The organism is Streptomyces sp. NPDC030021, from assembly GCF_055574035.1.
Map to the genome: position 1 here is coordinate 20,642 of NZ_JBVIAH010000013.1, position 14,935 is coordinate 35,576.

Below are 14,935 nucleotides of genomic sequence, written 5' to 3' on the forward strand. Positions count from 1 at the left end.
TCTTTTACCTGATGTGGTTTTTTTCTGTGAGTGGGGGGGGGGGCTCCCCCCTCGCGTTGGGAGACCTGTGGTGGTGGTGGGACCCGGTGGGGGGGGGGGGGGGGGTTCTCTCCCCCCCCCCCCCCCACCCCCCGTCGTAGAATCAGCGCATTGTGTCTGAGTCCCTGAATCCCCAGTCGCCCCGCCTCCCGGACGCCGCGCCGGAGACGAACTCGTACGTGCCGCCCAAGTGGCGCACCGAGCCCCGCTTCCCCGACGGGCCCGCGCCGGACCCGGCCGGCTCGCACCACGAGCGGCGGATCCGGAGCTTCCAGCCCCGGCGCAGCCGGGTCACCACCGGCCAGGGCGAGGCCCTGAAGCGCCTGTGGGGCACCTGGGGCCTGGACATCGACGGCCACCGGGTCCTCGACCTCGAGGAGCTCTTCGGCGGCCTCCCGGTCGTCCTGGAGATCGGCTTCGGCATGGGCGAGGCCACGGCCCAGATGGCCGCCGACGATCCCGGCACCGGGATCCTCGCCGCCGACGTGCACACCCCCGGGCAGGGCAACCTGCTCGCCCTCGCCGAGCGCGGCGGGATGACCAACGTCCGGGTGGCCAACGGCGACGCCATCATCCTGCTCCGCGAGATGCTGCCGCCCGACTCGCTGGCCGGCATCCGCGTGTACTTCCCGGACCCGTGGCCCAAGGCCCGCCACCACAAGCGCCGACTGATCCAGCCCGACTTCCTCACGCTGGCCGCCACCCGCCTGGCGCCCGGGGCCGTACTGCACTGCGCGACCGACTGGGAGCCGTACGCGGAGCAGATGCTCGAAGTGCTCACCGCGCACCCGGACTTCGAGAACACGCAGCCCGGCGGCGGCTTCTCCCCGCGCCCCGCCTTCCGGCCGCTGACCCGCTTCGAGGGCCAGGGCCTCGACAAGGGCCACCTCGTACACGACTTGCTCTTCCGTCGCACGGAGAACTGACAAGGTCACCGCGCGTGTCAGACCGGCTCGCTAGGGTCATGGTGTGTACCGAGCGCTCCACCTCGTGCTCCCACGTCCGTCCGGCACGGTCCGCACGTGCGTGCTCCTCGCCCTGCTCGCCGCGACCGGGGTCACCATCCTCGAACTCGTGCGGGAACAGACCGGCACCTCCGGCTTCTTCGTCGGTCTCGGTCTGGCCCTGCTGCCGGTGGCGCCGCTCATGGCGGCCTTCCGGTGGCTGGGCCGGGCCGCGCCGGTGCCCTGGTCGCAGCTGCTGTTCTGCTTCGGCTGGGGTGCCTGCACCGCGGCGCTGATCGCGATACTGGCCAACAACTTCGCCACCCAGTGGATAGCCGCGACCACCACCGACGCCTCCGCCGCCGATCACCTCGGCTCGGTGGCCATCGCCCCGGTGGTGGAGGAGAGCGCCAAGGCGGCCGCCCTGCTGCTGGTGTTCGTCTTCCGGAGACGTCACTTCACCGGCCCCGCCGACGGGTTCGTGGTGGCCGGCTTCACCGCCACCGGCTTCGCCTTCACCGAGAACATCCTCTACCTCGGCAACGCCTTCGTGGAGGACCTGGCCGACCGCAGCGGCGCACTGGAATCGGTGACGGCGGCGACCTTCTTCGTGCGGATAGTGCTGTCGCCGTTCGCGCACCCGCTGTTCACCGTGCTCACCGGGCTGGGCTTCGGCGTGGCCGCCGTCAGCGCCCGCCGCTCGCGCAGGATCTGCCCGCCGCTGCTCGGCCTGGCGCTGGCCATGGGCATGCACGCGCTGTGGAACGGTTCCTCGCAGTTCGGGGAGCACGGGTTCTACGTGGTCTACAGCTGCGTGATGGTCCCGGTGTTCGGGCTGCTGGTGTGGCTGGCGGTGCGGATAAGGCGCAACCGGTTGCGGGCCGTCGAGGGTGAGCTCGCGCTGTACGCCGCCGCGGGCTGGCTCGGTCCGGCCGAGGTCCCGGCCCTGGCTTCGATGCCGGCCCGGTCACTGGCCCGCTCCCTGGCCCGGCGCAGCGGGGGCCGGGCGGCCGGACGCACGGTCGCCCGCTACGAGGCGGACGCGGCGGCCCTGGCCCTGCTGCGGAACCGGGCGCGGCGCGGCGGCCCCGTACGGGAACGGGATTTCGCGGGCCGGGAGCGGGAGCTGCTGCACCGGCTCTGGCAGTCCCGGGCGACGGCGGGTCCCGCGCTGGCCCGGGCGGCGGTCATCGAGGAGCTGGTTCCGCCGTGGTTCGACCTTCTGGACCCGGCGGCCGCACCGGCGGACGTACCCGGGCCGCGGCGGACGGACCACGACCGCGGCACGCCGGACCCGGCCCAGGGAACGAAGCCGGGAACGAACCCCGGGACGGCCCAGGGAGTGAACCCGGACCCGGGACTCAGACGTTCAGGCCCTTGGAGTTCAGCCACGCCAGCGGGTCCTGTGTCGATCCGCCCTTGCGTACTTCCAGGTGGAGATGAGGTCCGGTGACGTTGCCGGTGGCACCGACGCGGCCGATGGTCTCGCCGGCGCCGACCGCGCCGGAGGTCACCGACATCGAGGAGAGGTGGCAGTACCAGATCTCCGTGCCGTCCGGGAGTTCCAGCACGATCCGGTAGCCGTACGCGCCGGACCAGCCGGCCGAGGTGATCTTTCCGTCGGCCACGGCCTTGACCGGGGTCCCGGTCGGGGCCGCGAAGTCGAGGCCGGTGTGGTGGCCGGAGGACCACATGGAGCCGGAGTCCCCGTAGTGCGAGGTGAGGGTGTAGGCGGAGGTGGGCAGGGAGTAGCTGCCGGCGGGCTTGGCGAGGCGCTCCTGCTCGGCCTTGGCCGCCGCCTCCTCCGCGGCCTTCGCCTCGGCCTCTTCCTTGGCTTTGGCCTCGGCCTGCGTCTTCGCCTCTTCGGCGGCCGTGCGGGCCGCCTCCAGCTTCTCCTTGGCCTCCTGGGCGGCGGCCTGCTGCGCGGCCTGTTCGGCGTCCGCCCGGGCCTTGGCCTCGGCGGCGTCCTGCTGGGACTCGGCCTGCTGGAGGATGCGGTTGCGCAACACCTCGCCCGCGTCCGCGCCCTGGGCGGACTGCTGCGCGATGATCCCCGTCCGCTCGCCCGTCGAGGCCGCCGGTCCGGAACCGCCGTCCTCCTGCTGGGCCTTGTCCCCGGTCATCAAGTCGGGCAGGGCCGGCAGAGCCGACAGGTCCGGCAGGGATATCGCGACCTGGGGCCGGTCCTGCGCCGTGGCGATACCGCCGGCGCCGACCGCCGCGATGACACCGACGCCGAGCACGGTGGAGCTGCGGGCAAGTCCCCCGCGCTGCTTGGCGACCCGGTGCTTGCCGCGGACCGGCCGCACCGAATCCTCGGTGGGGTTCCACTCGCCCCAGGCACCCGCGGTGGGCGGCTCCTGGATCTCGATGCCTTCAGGGGCAGGCAAGTTGGAGGCCACCGGGGCACACTCCTCATCGACGCGCAGGACGCGCGCGCGCACGGTGCCGTCTCTTGCGACGGCTGGGACGACCGCGCTGCGTTATCGAAAGGTAATAGACGTAGGGGAGTGATTCCAAGCTTCTCCGCTTGATCGTTCCCACCAATCAGCCACTCAACGACCGGCTTTGGCCATTCCTTTTCACAGCAAACCGTCCTCAACCAGGGCAAAACTCAAGCGACTCCTCCACCTCTTCAGCCACAGGCCGGAAATGACGACTCGTCAACCCCCTTGCAGAGAGCACCCTTCCCATTACGGACCGTCACATCATGTCGCGCGGGGCACCACCGGCACGGTCCGGCGCCGCTCCGGCTCCCGCTGCCCCGGACGGCCCACCGCGAGCAGCGCCATGTCGTCCGTCGCCCCGCCGCCCGTATGCCGGCGCACATCGCTGCTGAGCGCGCTGAGCAGCGCCTGCGGCCCTGGAAAGATCCGCCCGCGCAGCCGGGCCGCCGGATCGTAGAATTCCCCCGCCCCGTCCCGGGCCTCGGTCAAACCGTCCGTGTAGAGCAGCAGGGTGGTCCCCGCCGGGAAGGGCCACTCCTGCACCAGGTCGGGCCAGCCGCCCAGCTCCCCCATGCCGAGCGGCAGGGCCGGCTCCGCCGGGGCGAGGACCGCCAGCTCACCGTTCTCGTGCAGCAGCAGCGGCTCGGGATGACCCCGGTTGAGCAGCCGCAGCACACCCACGCCCGGCGGGATCTCCCCGAGCACGCAGGTCGTGAACCCCTCCACCGCGTCCAGGCTGTCGCGCCGGGTGCCCTCGCGGGCCAGCGCCCGCTCCAGCCGCTGCGCCAGCGCCTCCAGCGTGGGCTCGGTGTCCGCCGCCTCCCGGAACGCCCCGAGGACCACCGCGACGGCCTCCACCGCCCCCAGCCCCTTGCCCCGTACGTCGCCCACCGCCAGCCGCACTCCGTACGGGGTCTCCTGGACCGCGTACAGGTCGCCGCCGATGAAGGCGTCGGCCTGCGCGGCCTCGTACCAGGCGGACACGTACAGCCCCCCGATGCGTTCGGCCGGCTTCGGCAGGACCGCCCGCTGCGCGGCCTCGGCGATCCCGCGCGCCGAGGCGAGCCGCTCGCCGCTGCGCCGCACCATGCGGTTGATCAGGAGCGCCAGCCCGGCGACGGTCAGTACGGTCACCAGCTCGGTCAGCGCCTCGACCTTCCAGCTGGTGCCGTTGAGGATGTGCAGCACGAACACCGCGAACACGGCCAGGCCGCCGGTCAGGGCCGTGGCCCAGAGGGTGAACAGCGGGGCGGCGATCAGCGGGGCCGCCGTGAAGAACGGGGACCCCGTGAAGCTGGGCGGGGTCAGCACGTCGAAGACCATCCCGAGGGCGATCAGCACACCCGGCAGCACCAGGAGCACGCGACGGGTCACACCGTTCCCGCCCAGGCCCACGCCCGCGCGCCCAACGCCGTTGCCCTGCCGGCCCAGCCCCACCACGCTGCTCTCCTGCCGCCCGGTCGCCGCACGGGTCCGGACCCGCCGCCTCCTCGCCCCTCAAGGCTGGCGGCAGGAGGATCCGTACGGCGACCTGACGGCGGCCGGACGGGTGACGAGGTGTGAGAAAACGTGAGAAGAGCGACCGGCGGGGCCGGAACACGACGAAGGCCCGGTTCCTCTGGAGGAACCGGGCCTTCGTACTGAGTAGCGGGGGCAGGATTTGAACCTACGACCTCTGGGTTATGAGCCCAGCGAGCTACCGAGCTGCTCCACCCCGCGTCGGTAAACACAACTCTACGCCATCCGGGGGGAGTCCTTCGCCAATTAACCGCCGAACCACCCGCAGATCCGCATCACCGCAGGTCAAGCCCCCGAAACCGGCCCGGAGCCGGCCCGGAGCCGGCCGCGTGCCGGGTCCCGGCGGCGGGTCAGCACGTGGGTGGTGCTCCCGTCGTCCTCCCTCAGGTCCCGTACGCGGGTGAAGCCGATGCGCTCCAGCAGGACCAGGGAGGCCGTGTTGGCGTCGGCCACGGTGGCGTGCACCTCCGTCAGGCCGAGGGGACCGAAGCCGTACGCGACGATCGCCTCGGCGATCTCGGTACCGAGGCCCGCTCCCCAGGCCTCGGGAGCCAGGGCGTAGATGATCTCGTGGCCGTCGACCTCGTCGGTCCGCTTGATCTCGGCGTGCCCGACCAGCCGTCCGTCCCGGCGTACGGCCCACACGTCGAAGAGGCTCTCGGCGTAGACCTTCGTGAAGACCCGTCCGAAGAGCGCCCGGTCCTCGGCCTCGGAGGTGGGACCGTCGCCCATCCACCGGGACACCCGGGTGTCCTGGAAGAGTGCGACGAAACCTTCCTCGTCCTCGGGGGTGTACGGGCCGAGGAGCAGGCGTTCGGTACGGAGAACAGGCGTCATGGTCGGCGACGCTACCGTCACCGACCTGCGGGGTCACCGGATTTACCGGTACGGCGAAGCGCCCCGCCCGAAGGAATCGGATGGTGCGCTCTTGCGCAGGTCCAGGGCTGGCACAAGGGCCGAAGGACTACCTGGGCCGGCCCCAGTCGAGGGTGGTGAGGGAGCCGTCGTCGTTGCGCAGGTGGAACTGACCGGTCGAAGGCCGGAACACACCCAGATTGCCCGGACCCGAACCATCCCAGTTCGCGGAAACCGGCAGGTCACCCGACTGACCCCAGTCCACCAGAGCCAACGGCCCGTCGTCATCACGCAGATGGAACTTACCGCTGCGCCACACACCCACGCTCGCAGCCGCTGCGCACCGGCTGCTCGGCCGGGGCGGCGAGGTCCGCACCGCCCCCACGATTCCCCAGCGCCTGGTCGTCGTCGACCGCACCCAGGCCCTGGTTCCCATCGACCCCGCCGACACGCGCCAGGGCGCCCTCCACGTCACCGAACCAGGCATTCTCGCCGCACTGCTCGACTTCTTCGAACAGGCCTGGAACACCGCCGTCCCGCTCGGCGCGCCGCTCGCCCCGAGGACCCCCGGACCAGCATCACCACCACAGAACGCGAAATCCTGCGCCTGCTCAGCACCAGCCTCACCGACGAAGCGGTGGGCCAGCGCCTGGGAACCCCCTCGCGCGCCGTCGGACGTCACATGTCCTCGCTCATGGAACGCCTGGGCGCCAGTAGCCGCTTCGAAGCCGGCATCAAGGCCGCCCACAGACGCTGGCTCTGATCTGCCTCCGCACCCGGGCCCGGAAACGACTGAGCGCCCCACCCGGCCGAAATCGGGTGGGGCGCTAGTAGCAGGTCAGGGGTGGGAAACCCCCGCCTGCGAGCAGTAGGCCATGTCGGACTCGAACCGACAACCAACGGATTAAAAGTCCGCTGCTCTGCCAATTGAGCTAATGGCCCTCCAGGTGCTCACCCCAGAGCATAGCCGGACCGCGCCGGTCAGCCGATCGGGTATCCGCCGACCGGCCTGTCGCCGCCGGTCCAGTGGCGCTCCGCAGGGCCTGGGACCTGCCCCCGAGGGGGTGTTACGCACCATCAGTTCCCGGGAGTGAAGAAAGGGCCCGTACGGCACCTGGGTGTCGTACGGGCCCTTTCTCAGGGGTTCAGCTCAGCTGCGATCAGCCGTTGCGCTTCCAGCGCGGCTTGTCGTCGCGGCGGCCGCCGAAGCCGCCGGTGGAACCGGAACCGGAGCCGGAGCCGGAGCCGGACGGACGGTGGTCGTCGCGGCGGCCGTACGGGCGGTCGCCGCCGCCGGAGCGGAAGCCGCCGGCCGGACGGTCGTCACGACGGTCGCGGTTGAACGGGCGGTCGCCGCCACCGGAGCGGAAGCCGCCGGAGGGACGGTCGTCACGGTTGAAGCCGCCCGAGGAGCGGTCGTCACGGTTGAAGCCGCCGGAGGGACGGTCGTCGCGGCGGAAGCCACCACGGTCGCCACCACGGTCATCGCGGTTGAAGCCACCGGACGGACGGTCGTCACGACGGAAGCCACCACCGGACGGACGGTCGCCACCGGAGCGGAAGCCACCCGACGGACGGTCGTCGCGGCGGAAGCCACCACGGTCGCCACCACGGTCATCGCGGTTGAAGCCACCGGACGGACGGTCGTCACGACGGAAGCCACCACCGGACGGACGGTCGCCACCGGAGCGGAAGCCACCCGACGGACGGTCGTCGCGGCGGAAGCCACCACGGTCGCCACCACGGTCGTCACGGTTGAAGCCACCCGACGGACGGCCACCGCGGTCACCGCGGTCGTCGCGGCGGAAGCCACCACGGTCGCCACCGCGGTCGCCACCGCGGTCGCCACCGCGGTCGCCGCCACGGTTGTCGCGACGCTCGAAGTTGCCACGGTCGTCCCGCTGGGCGCGCTGCTCCTCGCGGCGCTCCTGCGCGGCCAGCTCGGCGGCAGCGGCGGCGGCAGCAGCCGCGACCTCGGCCTCGGCGGCCTCGGCCACCTCGGCGACAGCGGCCTCCGGGTCCTCGCCGCGCTCACGGGCGGAGCGGGCGACCAGACGGTCGGCCTCCTCGCGCAGCTCCACGGCACGGCGCGACAGGCGCTCAAGCTGCTTGGTGAGCTCGGCGACCTCGCGCTCGGCCTGCTTGGCGGCGTTGTTCGCGGAGTCTGCCTGGACCTCGGTCAGCGAACGGGCACCGGTGATCTCGGCGACCTCCGGCTCGAAGGCGCCGGCGCCCTGGACGATGTGACGCGAGGCGTCGACGCCCGCGTCCTCCATCAGGCGGAAGATCTGGCGACGCTGGTGCGGCAGCGCGAGGGAGACCACGACACCGGACTTGCCGGCGCGGGCGGTACGGCCCGAGCGGTGCAGGTAGTCCTTGTGGTCGCCGGCCGGGTCCACGTTCAGGACCAGGTCGATGCCGTCGACGTGGATGCCGCGGGCGGCGACGTCGGTGGCGACGAGCGCGTTGACGTAGCCGTCCTTGAAGTCGGCGAGGACGCGGGTACGGGCACCCTGCGTCATGCCGCCGTGCAGCGCGTCGGCCTTCACGCCGGCCTCGACGAGCTGCTCGGCGATGCGGTCGGCGCCCAGCTGGGTGCGGACGAAGATGATGGTGCGGCCCTTGCGGGCGGCGATGGCGGCCGTGACCGGCGCCTTGTCCTTCGGCTTCACGACGAGGACGTGGTGCGTCATGGTCGTGACGTTGCCCTGCGCGCTGTCGACCTCGTGCGTGACGGGGTTGGACAGGTAGCGCTTGACCAGGGTGCCGATCTCGTTCTCCATGGTGGCGGAGAAGAGCATGCGCTGGCCGCCGCCGGGGATCTGGTCGAGCAGCTCGGTGACCTCGGGCAGGAAGCCCAGGTCGGCCATCTGGTCGGCCTCGTCGAGAACCGCGACCTGGACGTTCTCCAGGGAGCAGGCGCCACGGTTGATGATGTCGCGCAGACGGCCGGGGGTGGCGACGAGGACGTCGACACCGCGCTCCAGAGCGTAGATCTGGTTGCTCATGGAGGTACCGCCGCAGACGACCTTCATCTTCAGGCCGAGCACGTCGCCGTAGGGCTGGAGGGCGTCCGCGACCTGCATCGCGAGCTCACGGGTCGGCGTGAGGATGATCGCGCGGGGCTTCTTCTTCTCGGTGTGACCGCCGGCCAGGGAGGCCAGGGTCGGCAGACCGAAGGAGAGGGTCTTGCCGGAGCCGGTGCGGCCACGGCCGAGGATGTCCTTGCCGGCCAGGGCGTCCGGGATGGTCGCGGCCTGGATCGGGAAGGGGGCGGTGACACCGTTCTGGGCGAGCTTGCGCACGATGCCCTCGGGCAGACCGAGGTCGCCGAAGGTGATCGAGGGCTCGGCGTCGGCGTCAGCGTCCGCGTCGTCGTCGAAGTCGGTGGTCGAGTCCTCGAAGGACCCGTCGGTGTTCACGTCGGCCTCAAGAGCCTCGATGATCTCGTCCGCCTCGGCGGCCTCGATCGCCTCGGTGACCACAAGGGCCTCGGCGTCGATCATCTCGTTGGAGTCGTTCTCGGGCATGACGGAACGGTCAGAACTGGAAATGGACATGCGAAATGCGAAACCTTCCGGAGTCTCGGCACGCGCCCAAACTCCGTGAATCGCAAATCGACCGCCTCAATGCGGTCAGCCACGGCTAGGGAGAGTACGCGCCACACGGCGCTCTTCGGATTCGGCGCCGGGCAATGGGATCAAACGATCTATAACCATACGCACCCTCCCCGGGGTCTGGCAAGTCGCTCCCGCAGAAACGTCTCTGACCTGCGAAGACGCTTCCGGCGTCGGCACCGGACCGGGCCCTCACGGACCCGGCCGGGTGCCCGCCGGGCCTACAGCTCGGGGGCCGGCTGGGTGGTCGGCTCCGGCTGCGGACTCGGCAGCTGAGGAGTGGGTTCCGTCACAGGGGGAGTCGTGGCCGGGGGTGCCGGGGTCGGGCTCGCCGACTGCTGCCCGCCGGCCGAACCACCCGGGCCGCCGGAGCCGCCGCCCGACCCACCCGTCGTGGGTTCCTGCGGGCCCTGCCCGCCCGCGCCGCCGCCCGGTCCCGCCGACGGTGCGGGCACTCCCGGCCGGCCGCTCGGCGCGCCCGGGCTCGGCGAGGCCCCGGTCGCACCGGAGGCCTTGCCGTCCTCCTTGGGCCTGCCGTCCTGGGTCCCCGTACCGTCCTTCGTGCCGTGCCCGTTGCCGCGGACCCCGGAGCCCCGCCCCGAGGTGGTCCCCGCGCCCGCCTCGGCGCCGCCGCGGCGGTCCCCGGAAGCGGAGGGCCCGGGCTTGGCCGCGTTCTCGCCGACACTCATGCAGCCGGCCGTCGCCGCGACCGCGAGCGCGGTGACGGCCAGTCGGAGGGAAGCGGACAACTGGCGCACGGGGGCACCTCCGGAGCCTGAGGGTGAACTTTCCGCATGAGCGGGTCAATGTGCCCAACTCCCTTTGACCCGCAAGGGACACGCCCTCGGACGAACACCGGGACGAAGCCCTGGGCCGGACCCCTCAGCCGAAGAGCCGCAGCGCCACCTGCGACCCGAGGCGCACCGCGCCCAGCCCGACCAGCACCGACATCACCACGTTCGCCGCGGCCAGGAACCCCCGGCCGCGCTCGGCCAGCCGCAGCGTCTCGTACGAGAACGTCGAGTACGTGCTGAGCGCCCCGCACAGCCCGGCCCCGAGCAGCAACTGCAGCCGCGAGGAGGCGGCTCCCGCCAGCGCCGCCCCGGCCAGCGCCCCGAGCACCAGGCAGGCGGCCGCGTTGACCACGAAGGTGCCCCAGGGGAAGACGGACTCGTGCCGCGCCTGCACCGCCCGGTCCAGCAGGTAGCGCAGCGGCGCACCGACGGCCGCCCCCGCCACCACGAGCAGCCAGTTCACCGTGGAACGCGCCCGGGTCCGCGGCCGCGGACCGCGCGCCGGGTCGCCGCGGCCGCCGCCCACACCGCGCCGAGCGCCGCCGTCACCGTGAGCCCGCCGTAGGCCAGGGCGGTTCCCGTCTCCCCCTCGTCCAGGAGCCGCGAGAAGTCCACCGCGTAGGTGGAGAAGGTGGTGAAGCCGCCGAGCACGCCGACCCCCACGAAGGGCCTCAGCAGCGGGTGCGGGGACGTCCGGCCGCCCTCGCTGATCAGCACCATGAGTACGCCGATCAGCGCACTGCCGGAGGCGTTGATCCACAGGGTCGCCCAGGGGAAGGCCCCGGGCCCGGCCGGCCACAGCAGGGAGATCCCGTACCGCGCCGCGCCCCCGATCGCGCCGCCCGCCGCCACCGCCGCGAGCACCCGGCCCTGCGGCTCGGCGCGCTGCGCGGGTACGTGCAGGTCGACGTCCGGATCGATCGCCTCCGCCGACTGCGCCGCATGCGGCGCCCCGTCACCGGGAACCGGGACCGGCCGGGTCACCCGTACCCCAGCGCGTGCAGCCGGTCGTCGTCGATCCCGAAGTGGTGGGCGATCTCGTGCACGCAGGAACACCCGTTAGACACCTTGTCCGACCTCGGATCTAGGCTGGTCAGCGGGGTTAGGGGAGGTTTGCATGTCACCACGAGAGCCATTCTCGCGCGCCGTGGCCATCCTGCGCGCGATCTTGTACCTACGGATCTCGGATCTCACGGACACGTCCACGTCCATCCCCCGCCAGGAGAAGGCGGGCCGGGGCCGGGCCGATGACCTGGGCGCGGACGTGATCAAGGTCTTCAAGGACGAGGACAAGTCCGGGTTCCACACCTACGTGAACCGACCCGACTGGGAAGCCGCGCTCACCATGCTCCGCGAGCGCCTGGCGGACGTGCTGATCGTCTTCAAGGTGGACCGGGCGACCCGGCAGGGCATCCCGCAGGCATCGGAGATCATCCGGATCGTCTACGAGACCGGGTGCCGCTTCATCTCCATCGCGGACGGGATCGACTCGAACAACGAGGGCTGGGAGATCCAGCTCACATTGGCCGCGCACCAGGCCCACACGGAATCCAAGAACACGTCCATCCGGGTCACGGACCTCCGGGCGGACGAACGGGACGAGGGCCGCTGGATGGGCAGCCGCCCGTACGGCTTCATCGTCACGCCGGAACGGAAGCTCACCCCGCACCCGGAGGAGTCGGAGATCATCCGCACCGTGGTCGCGAAGCTCTTGGACGGCCAGTCACTGCGCTCCGTCGCCAAGTGGATCAATGACCAGGGCCACGACTCTCCGCGCTGGGCGAGCCGGAAGCAGCGGATCGCCCAGCTTGAGGCCAAGGGCGAACCCCTCAAGGCTCATAAGCTCCGCGAGAAGCCGATCAAGACCCCGAACTCATGGTCGTGGCCAGTCGTCCGACAGCTTGTGATCTCGCCCACACTGGCCGGATACCTGCCTCACAAGGGTGAAGTCCACCGTCACACCGTGACGGGCGAGATGGTCCGGGTCAGCGAGGAGATCATCAGCTTCGCGGACCACACCCGCTTGCGATCGATGTTCGGCAGCCGCGTCCCCGTCCACTGGACCCGTGACGCCACGCCCGGCAGCAAGTCCAAGGAGACGGGCCGGGCGGTCACCGGTCTCATGTCGGATTACCTCGACTGCGGCGAGTGCGGGTCCCGCATGTCCTACGACACTGCGTTCGTCCGGAAGGGTGAGGTCTGGCCCCGCTATCGCTGCGTCCGCCGACACTTCAGCGGACGGTGCCCCGGTGTGCTGATCAGCGGTACCCACGCCGATGCCCTGGTGACCGAAGCGATGATCAACCGCCTCGGCGCACTCGATGACGACGACCCGGCGATCCTGGCCATCGCTCAGCGCTGGGCCGACATGAAGCACCCGGACCGCAAGGCCCGCCGTTCCCAGCTTGAGGCGCTGATCCGGGAAGAGGAACAGTTCCTCGACCGCCTTGAGGACGAGAAGCTGAACGGCCTCTTCCAAGGCACTCGCGGTGAAGCCCGCTTCAAGCGCCGCTACGACGTGAGCAACGGGCGGTTGGACGGGTACGAGAAGGAGTTGAGGGAGCTTCCCGAAGGACAGGCACTCGACATCACGTTCCTGCGGGACACGGAGCTCTTCAAGGAGGCATGGGCGAACTGGCCGCTTGCCGAGCGCCGCGAGATCGTCGGTCTCGTGCTGGAACGCGCGTGGGTCTTCAAGGCCCGCAAGACCGGCGTCCGCCCGTCCTTCGACCGTTTCCGCTTCTGGTGGGTCGGGGAGGAACGCCCCGAGGGCCTGTCCTTCCCCACAACGCTCGCTGAGGCCGACGCCAAGCCAGCGCCCGCGTAACCCCTCAGACGCCCCCAGTCGGGCGCACAGCCCCGGATGGTCCCCGTGACCGTCCGGGGCTGTCTTGTGCCCGCAGGCAGGCGTACGGGCGTTCCGTGACTGTTCGCCTGCGAGCCCTCGGGGCCGGACTGCCTGACAGCGGAGCGATCGGTGCTGGAGTGACGGTTACAACCGATTTTTTAGAACACATAGAAAAATTAAGAAAGAAGAGAGACCGGCGTCCCGAACAGCACTGCACCACTGGCAGCCCCTCGGGCACCCCTTGCTCTCCCCAACAAGCAGGGAGACGGAGTGGAACCCTGAACACCAATGCGGCCTGGCAGGGTGCGGGAAACCTCCGGCCTCCACTATGGCAAACCCAAAATCCTGCCCGCTGCCAGCGCGCAGGCCGGGCAAGGTCTGCTCTCCACTAAGACCGGGAGAAAGAGGGGCGCCCCAAGTCGGCGGAGTCGTCCCACAGCGGCGAGGCGACGCGAAGAGTGTTGAGAGTGACGACTTTCAACACTTTTTTGAACCCATAGAAAAAACTAGAGAGAAGAGAAACCGGGGTCACAGCCGACACCACCGACACGGCTCGGCATCCTCGGAACACCCTCGGTCCCTACTGCTGGGGCAAGAGGGAGCGGGGGAACCAGCGGACAGAGTTCCCGCTCTCGGATTCAACGTTGCCCATGCACCACGCACCCTCCCGTTATGGGGGTGGCCGCAGGGGTCGTGAGGCAGCGAGCGGGGACCACACCGCCCATGGGTAACCCCCTCCGGGGTGCCAAAAGGGGTTGCAAGCACGTGCAGTCCCCCACACGTCCGGACCGGTTCCGCCGGCGAGGACGGCGCTACCTGCGGTACGCCAGCACGTGCCGCCCCTCGCGGAGCTCGCAGTACGAGCTGCCCTCACGATCAACCAACGTCCGGTTGCTGCTTGCCTCCCACTGAAGGCCCATGCCACAGATCAAACATGTGCCAGCGAACCGCCGGTATGGCGGGGGCACTTCGTGCGGTTTCCTCTTTCCCACCCCTTGAGCGTATGGCAGACCAGAGAGCAAGAGGCACCGCATGAAACCCGGCACCCTTCGCAAGTTCCAAGTCAGACGACGACCACCAGGACCAACGACAAGGGGTGACCGTGTCCTGTATCGACTGCACCGAGCCCGCGACGCACCGCGGACGCTGCCACGGTCACCACCAGGACTACGAACCTCGCCCCGCTGTTCGGGCACGGCGGTCACGGAGCCGGCGACGAGCGGCCCGGTACGACGCTGCTGCCCGGCTCCGCCGGCTCGTGCAGAACCGGGGCTCGGCCTGGTGTGCCTGGTGCCTGGAAACGTACGGCGCCGATGAAGTGGACGTGGACCACGTGCGCCCGCTGTCCCTCGGTGGCGAGGACACAGACGGCAACGTGCACGTGCTGTGCCACGACTGCCACCAGCTCAAGACGAGCGCCGAGTTCGGTGGTGCTAGCACTTGCCCCGGTAGCGAGACACCTACGGGAACGTACAGGCGCTCTATCGGAACCAACACTCGTCAGGATTTGGGGGTTAAGGCTCCGCCGTACTGATTAGGCGAGGAAGCCGTCCCCAAAGGGAAAGCTGTTCCCGCCGTCTTTGCGGATGGCCACCAGGTTCGGGCCTGCGTCGTTGAAAGAAGCCTTGTTCTCTCCGTTCGATGTGAACGTTGAGCTGTCTCCGGTGTCGGAGGATACGGCGCTGTCGTCGGTGATGACTACGTCTGCGTGAGCGGCCCCCGTGATGGACAGTGCGGCACCGGCGAGGGCGATGGCGGCGAGTACACGCTTGGTGTTGTTCATGCGCTGCGAACGATCTTGCGCGGTCGGGGGCACGCCCGACTCACAGACGCCGCCCGTACGGGCCCCGACCAGACCCCTGCGGGTGCGGAA

General features: G+C 70.6%; 14 protein-coding genes, 2 tRNA genes and 1 pseudogene. 5 read left to right on the top strand and 12 right to left on the bottom strand.

Going from position 1 to position 14,935, the window contains the following annotated elements:
- Nucleotides 1-218: 218 nt before the first annotated feature.
- Both trmB and ACZ4YL_RS24500 read left to right on the top strand, forming a co-directional pair.
- Nucleotides 219-965 carry a tRNA (guanosine(46)-N7)-methyltransferase TrmB gene (gene trmB / locus ACZ4YL_RS24495; protein WP_468119620.1) on the top strand — a complete coding sequence of 249 codons (747 nt, stop codon included), beginning with the start codon at nt 219-221 and terminating at the stop codon, nt 963-965.
- A gap of 43 nt (nt 966-1,008) precedes the next feature.
- Nucleotides 1,009-2,436: a PrsW family intramembrane metalloprotease gene (locus tag ACZ4YL_RS24500; protein WP_468119351.1), complete on the top strand. Its 1,428-nt coding sequence runs from the start codon at nt 1,009-1,011 to the stop codon at nt 2,434-2,436.
- Here the strand turns inward: ACZ4YL_RS24500 and ACZ4YL_RS24505 are convergent.
- The 4 genes from ACZ4YL_RS24505 to ACZ4YL_RS24520 form a co-directional block, all read right to left on the bottom strand.
- Complete coding sequence (locus ACZ4YL_RS24505; protein ID WP_468119353.1) at nt 2,345-3,385, bottom strand: M23 family metallopeptidase; 1,041 nt, start codon at nt 3,383-3,385, stop codon at nt 2,345-2,347. The genes ACZ4YL_RS24500 and ACZ4YL_RS24505 overlap by 92 nt on opposite strands.
- A gap of 306 nt (nt 3,386-3,691) precedes the next feature.
- Entirely contained in the window at nt 3,692-4,870 is a 1,179-nt protein-coding gene (locus tag ACZ4YL_RS24510) for a PP2C family protein-serine/threonine phosphatase (RefSeq protein WP_468119354.1), read from the bottom strand.
- Between the two features lie 205 nt (nt 4,871-5,075).
- Nucleotides 5,076-5,149: transfer RNA gene (locus ACZ4YL_RS24515), tRNA-Met, on the bottom strand.
- An 84-nt stretch (nt 5,150-5,233) separates the two neighbouring features.
- Entirely contained in the window at nt 5,234-5,785 is a 552-nt protein-coding gene (locus ACZ4YL_RS24520; RefSeq protein ID WP_468119356.1) for a GNAT family N-acetyltransferase, read from the bottom strand.
- 313 nt (nt 5,786-6,098) lie between these two features.
- On the opposite strand from ACZ4YL_RS24520, the gene ACZ4YL_RS24525 reads away from it, so the two are divergent.
- Nucleotides 6,099-6,566: a helix-turn-helix transcriptional regulator gene (locus tag ACZ4YL_RS24525; RefSeq protein WP_468119622.1), complete on the top strand. Its 468-nt coding sequence runs from the start codon at nt 6,099-6,101 to the stop codon at nt 6,564-6,566.
- Between the two features lie 106 nt (nt 6,567-6,672).
- Here ACZ4YL_RS24525 and ACZ4YL_RS24530 read toward each other — a convergent pair.
- From ACZ4YL_RS24530 to ACZ4YL_RS24555, 6 genes and pseudogenes are all read right to left on the bottom strand, one after another.
- Nucleotides 6,673-6,745 (bottom strand) — tRNA-Lys (locus ACZ4YL_RS24530).
- A 218-nt stretch (nt 6,746-6,963) separates the two neighbouring features.
- The gene (locus ACZ4YL_RS24535) at nt 6,964-9,333 is read right to left on the bottom strand and encodes a DEAD/DEAH box helicase (RefSeq protein WP_468119358.1); all 2,370 of its coding nucleotides are present in this window, start codon (nt 9,331-9,333) and stop codon (nt 6,964-6,966) included.
- Between the two features lie 308 nt (nt 9,334-9,641).
- Nucleotides 9,642-10,178, bottom strand: coding sequence for a hypothetical protein (locus ACZ4YL_RS24540; RefSeq protein WP_468119359.1), 537 nt, complete (start codon nt 10,176-10,178; stop codon nt 9,642-9,644).
- A 124-nt stretch (nt 10,179-10,302) separates the two neighbouring features.
- A complete protein-coding gene (crcB, locus tag ACZ4YL_RS24545) occupies nt 10,303-10,677 on the bottom strand; it encodes a fluoride efflux transporter CrcB (protein ID WP_468119360.1) in 375 nt (124 codons plus the stop codon).
- Nucleotides 10,674-11,198 carry a FluC/FEX family fluoride channel gene (locus ACZ4YL_RS24550; RefSeq protein WP_468119361.1) on the bottom strand — a complete coding sequence of 175 codons (525 nt, stop codon included), beginning with the start codon at nt 11,196-11,198 and terminating at the stop codon, nt 10,674-10,676. The genes crcB and ACZ4YL_RS24550 overlap by 4 nt, the downstream gene beginning before the upstream one ends.
- Nucleotides 11,195-11,311 (bottom strand): annotated as a pseudogene (locus ACZ4YL_RS24555) (metallopeptidase family protein); the annotation flags it as partial. The gene ACZ4YL_RS24550 and the pseudogene ACZ4YL_RS24555, both read right to left, overlap by 4 nt.
- Nucleotides 11,312-11,331: 20 nt before the next feature.
- Between ACZ4YL_RS24555 and ACZ4YL_RS24560 the strand changes: the two are divergent.
- Nucleotides 11,332-13,041, top strand: a complete 1,710-nt coding sequence (locus ACZ4YL_RS24560; protein WP_468119362.1) for a recombinase family protein — start codon at nt 11,332-11,334, stop codon at nt 13,039-13,041.
- A 1,222-nt stretch (nt 13,042-14,263) separates the two neighbouring features.
- Here the strand turns inward: ACZ4YL_RS24560 and ACZ4YL_RS24565 are convergent.
- Nucleotides 14,264-14,455 (bottom strand): hypothetical protein, encoded by a 192-nt coding sequence (locus ACZ4YL_RS24565; protein WP_328966155.1) that lies wholly within the window; start codon nt 14,453-14,455, stop codon nt 14,264-14,266.
- Here ACZ4YL_RS24565 and ACZ4YL_RS24570 point away from each other — a divergent pair.
- A complete protein-coding gene (locus ACZ4YL_RS24570) occupies nt 14,396-14,596 on the top strand; it encodes an HNH endonuclease (protein ID WP_468119624.1) in 201 nt (66 codons plus the stop codon). The genes ACZ4YL_RS24565 and ACZ4YL_RS24570 overlap by 60 nt on opposite strands.
- Here the strand turns inward: ACZ4YL_RS24570 and ACZ4YL_RS24575 are convergent, their stop codons facing one another.
- Entirely contained in the window at nt 14,597-14,845 is a 249-nt protein-coding gene (locus ACZ4YL_RS24575) for a hypothetical protein (protein WP_266352413.1), read from the bottom strand. It lies immediately after the preceding gene.
- Between the last annotated feature and the right edge of the window lie 90 nt (nt 14,846-14,935).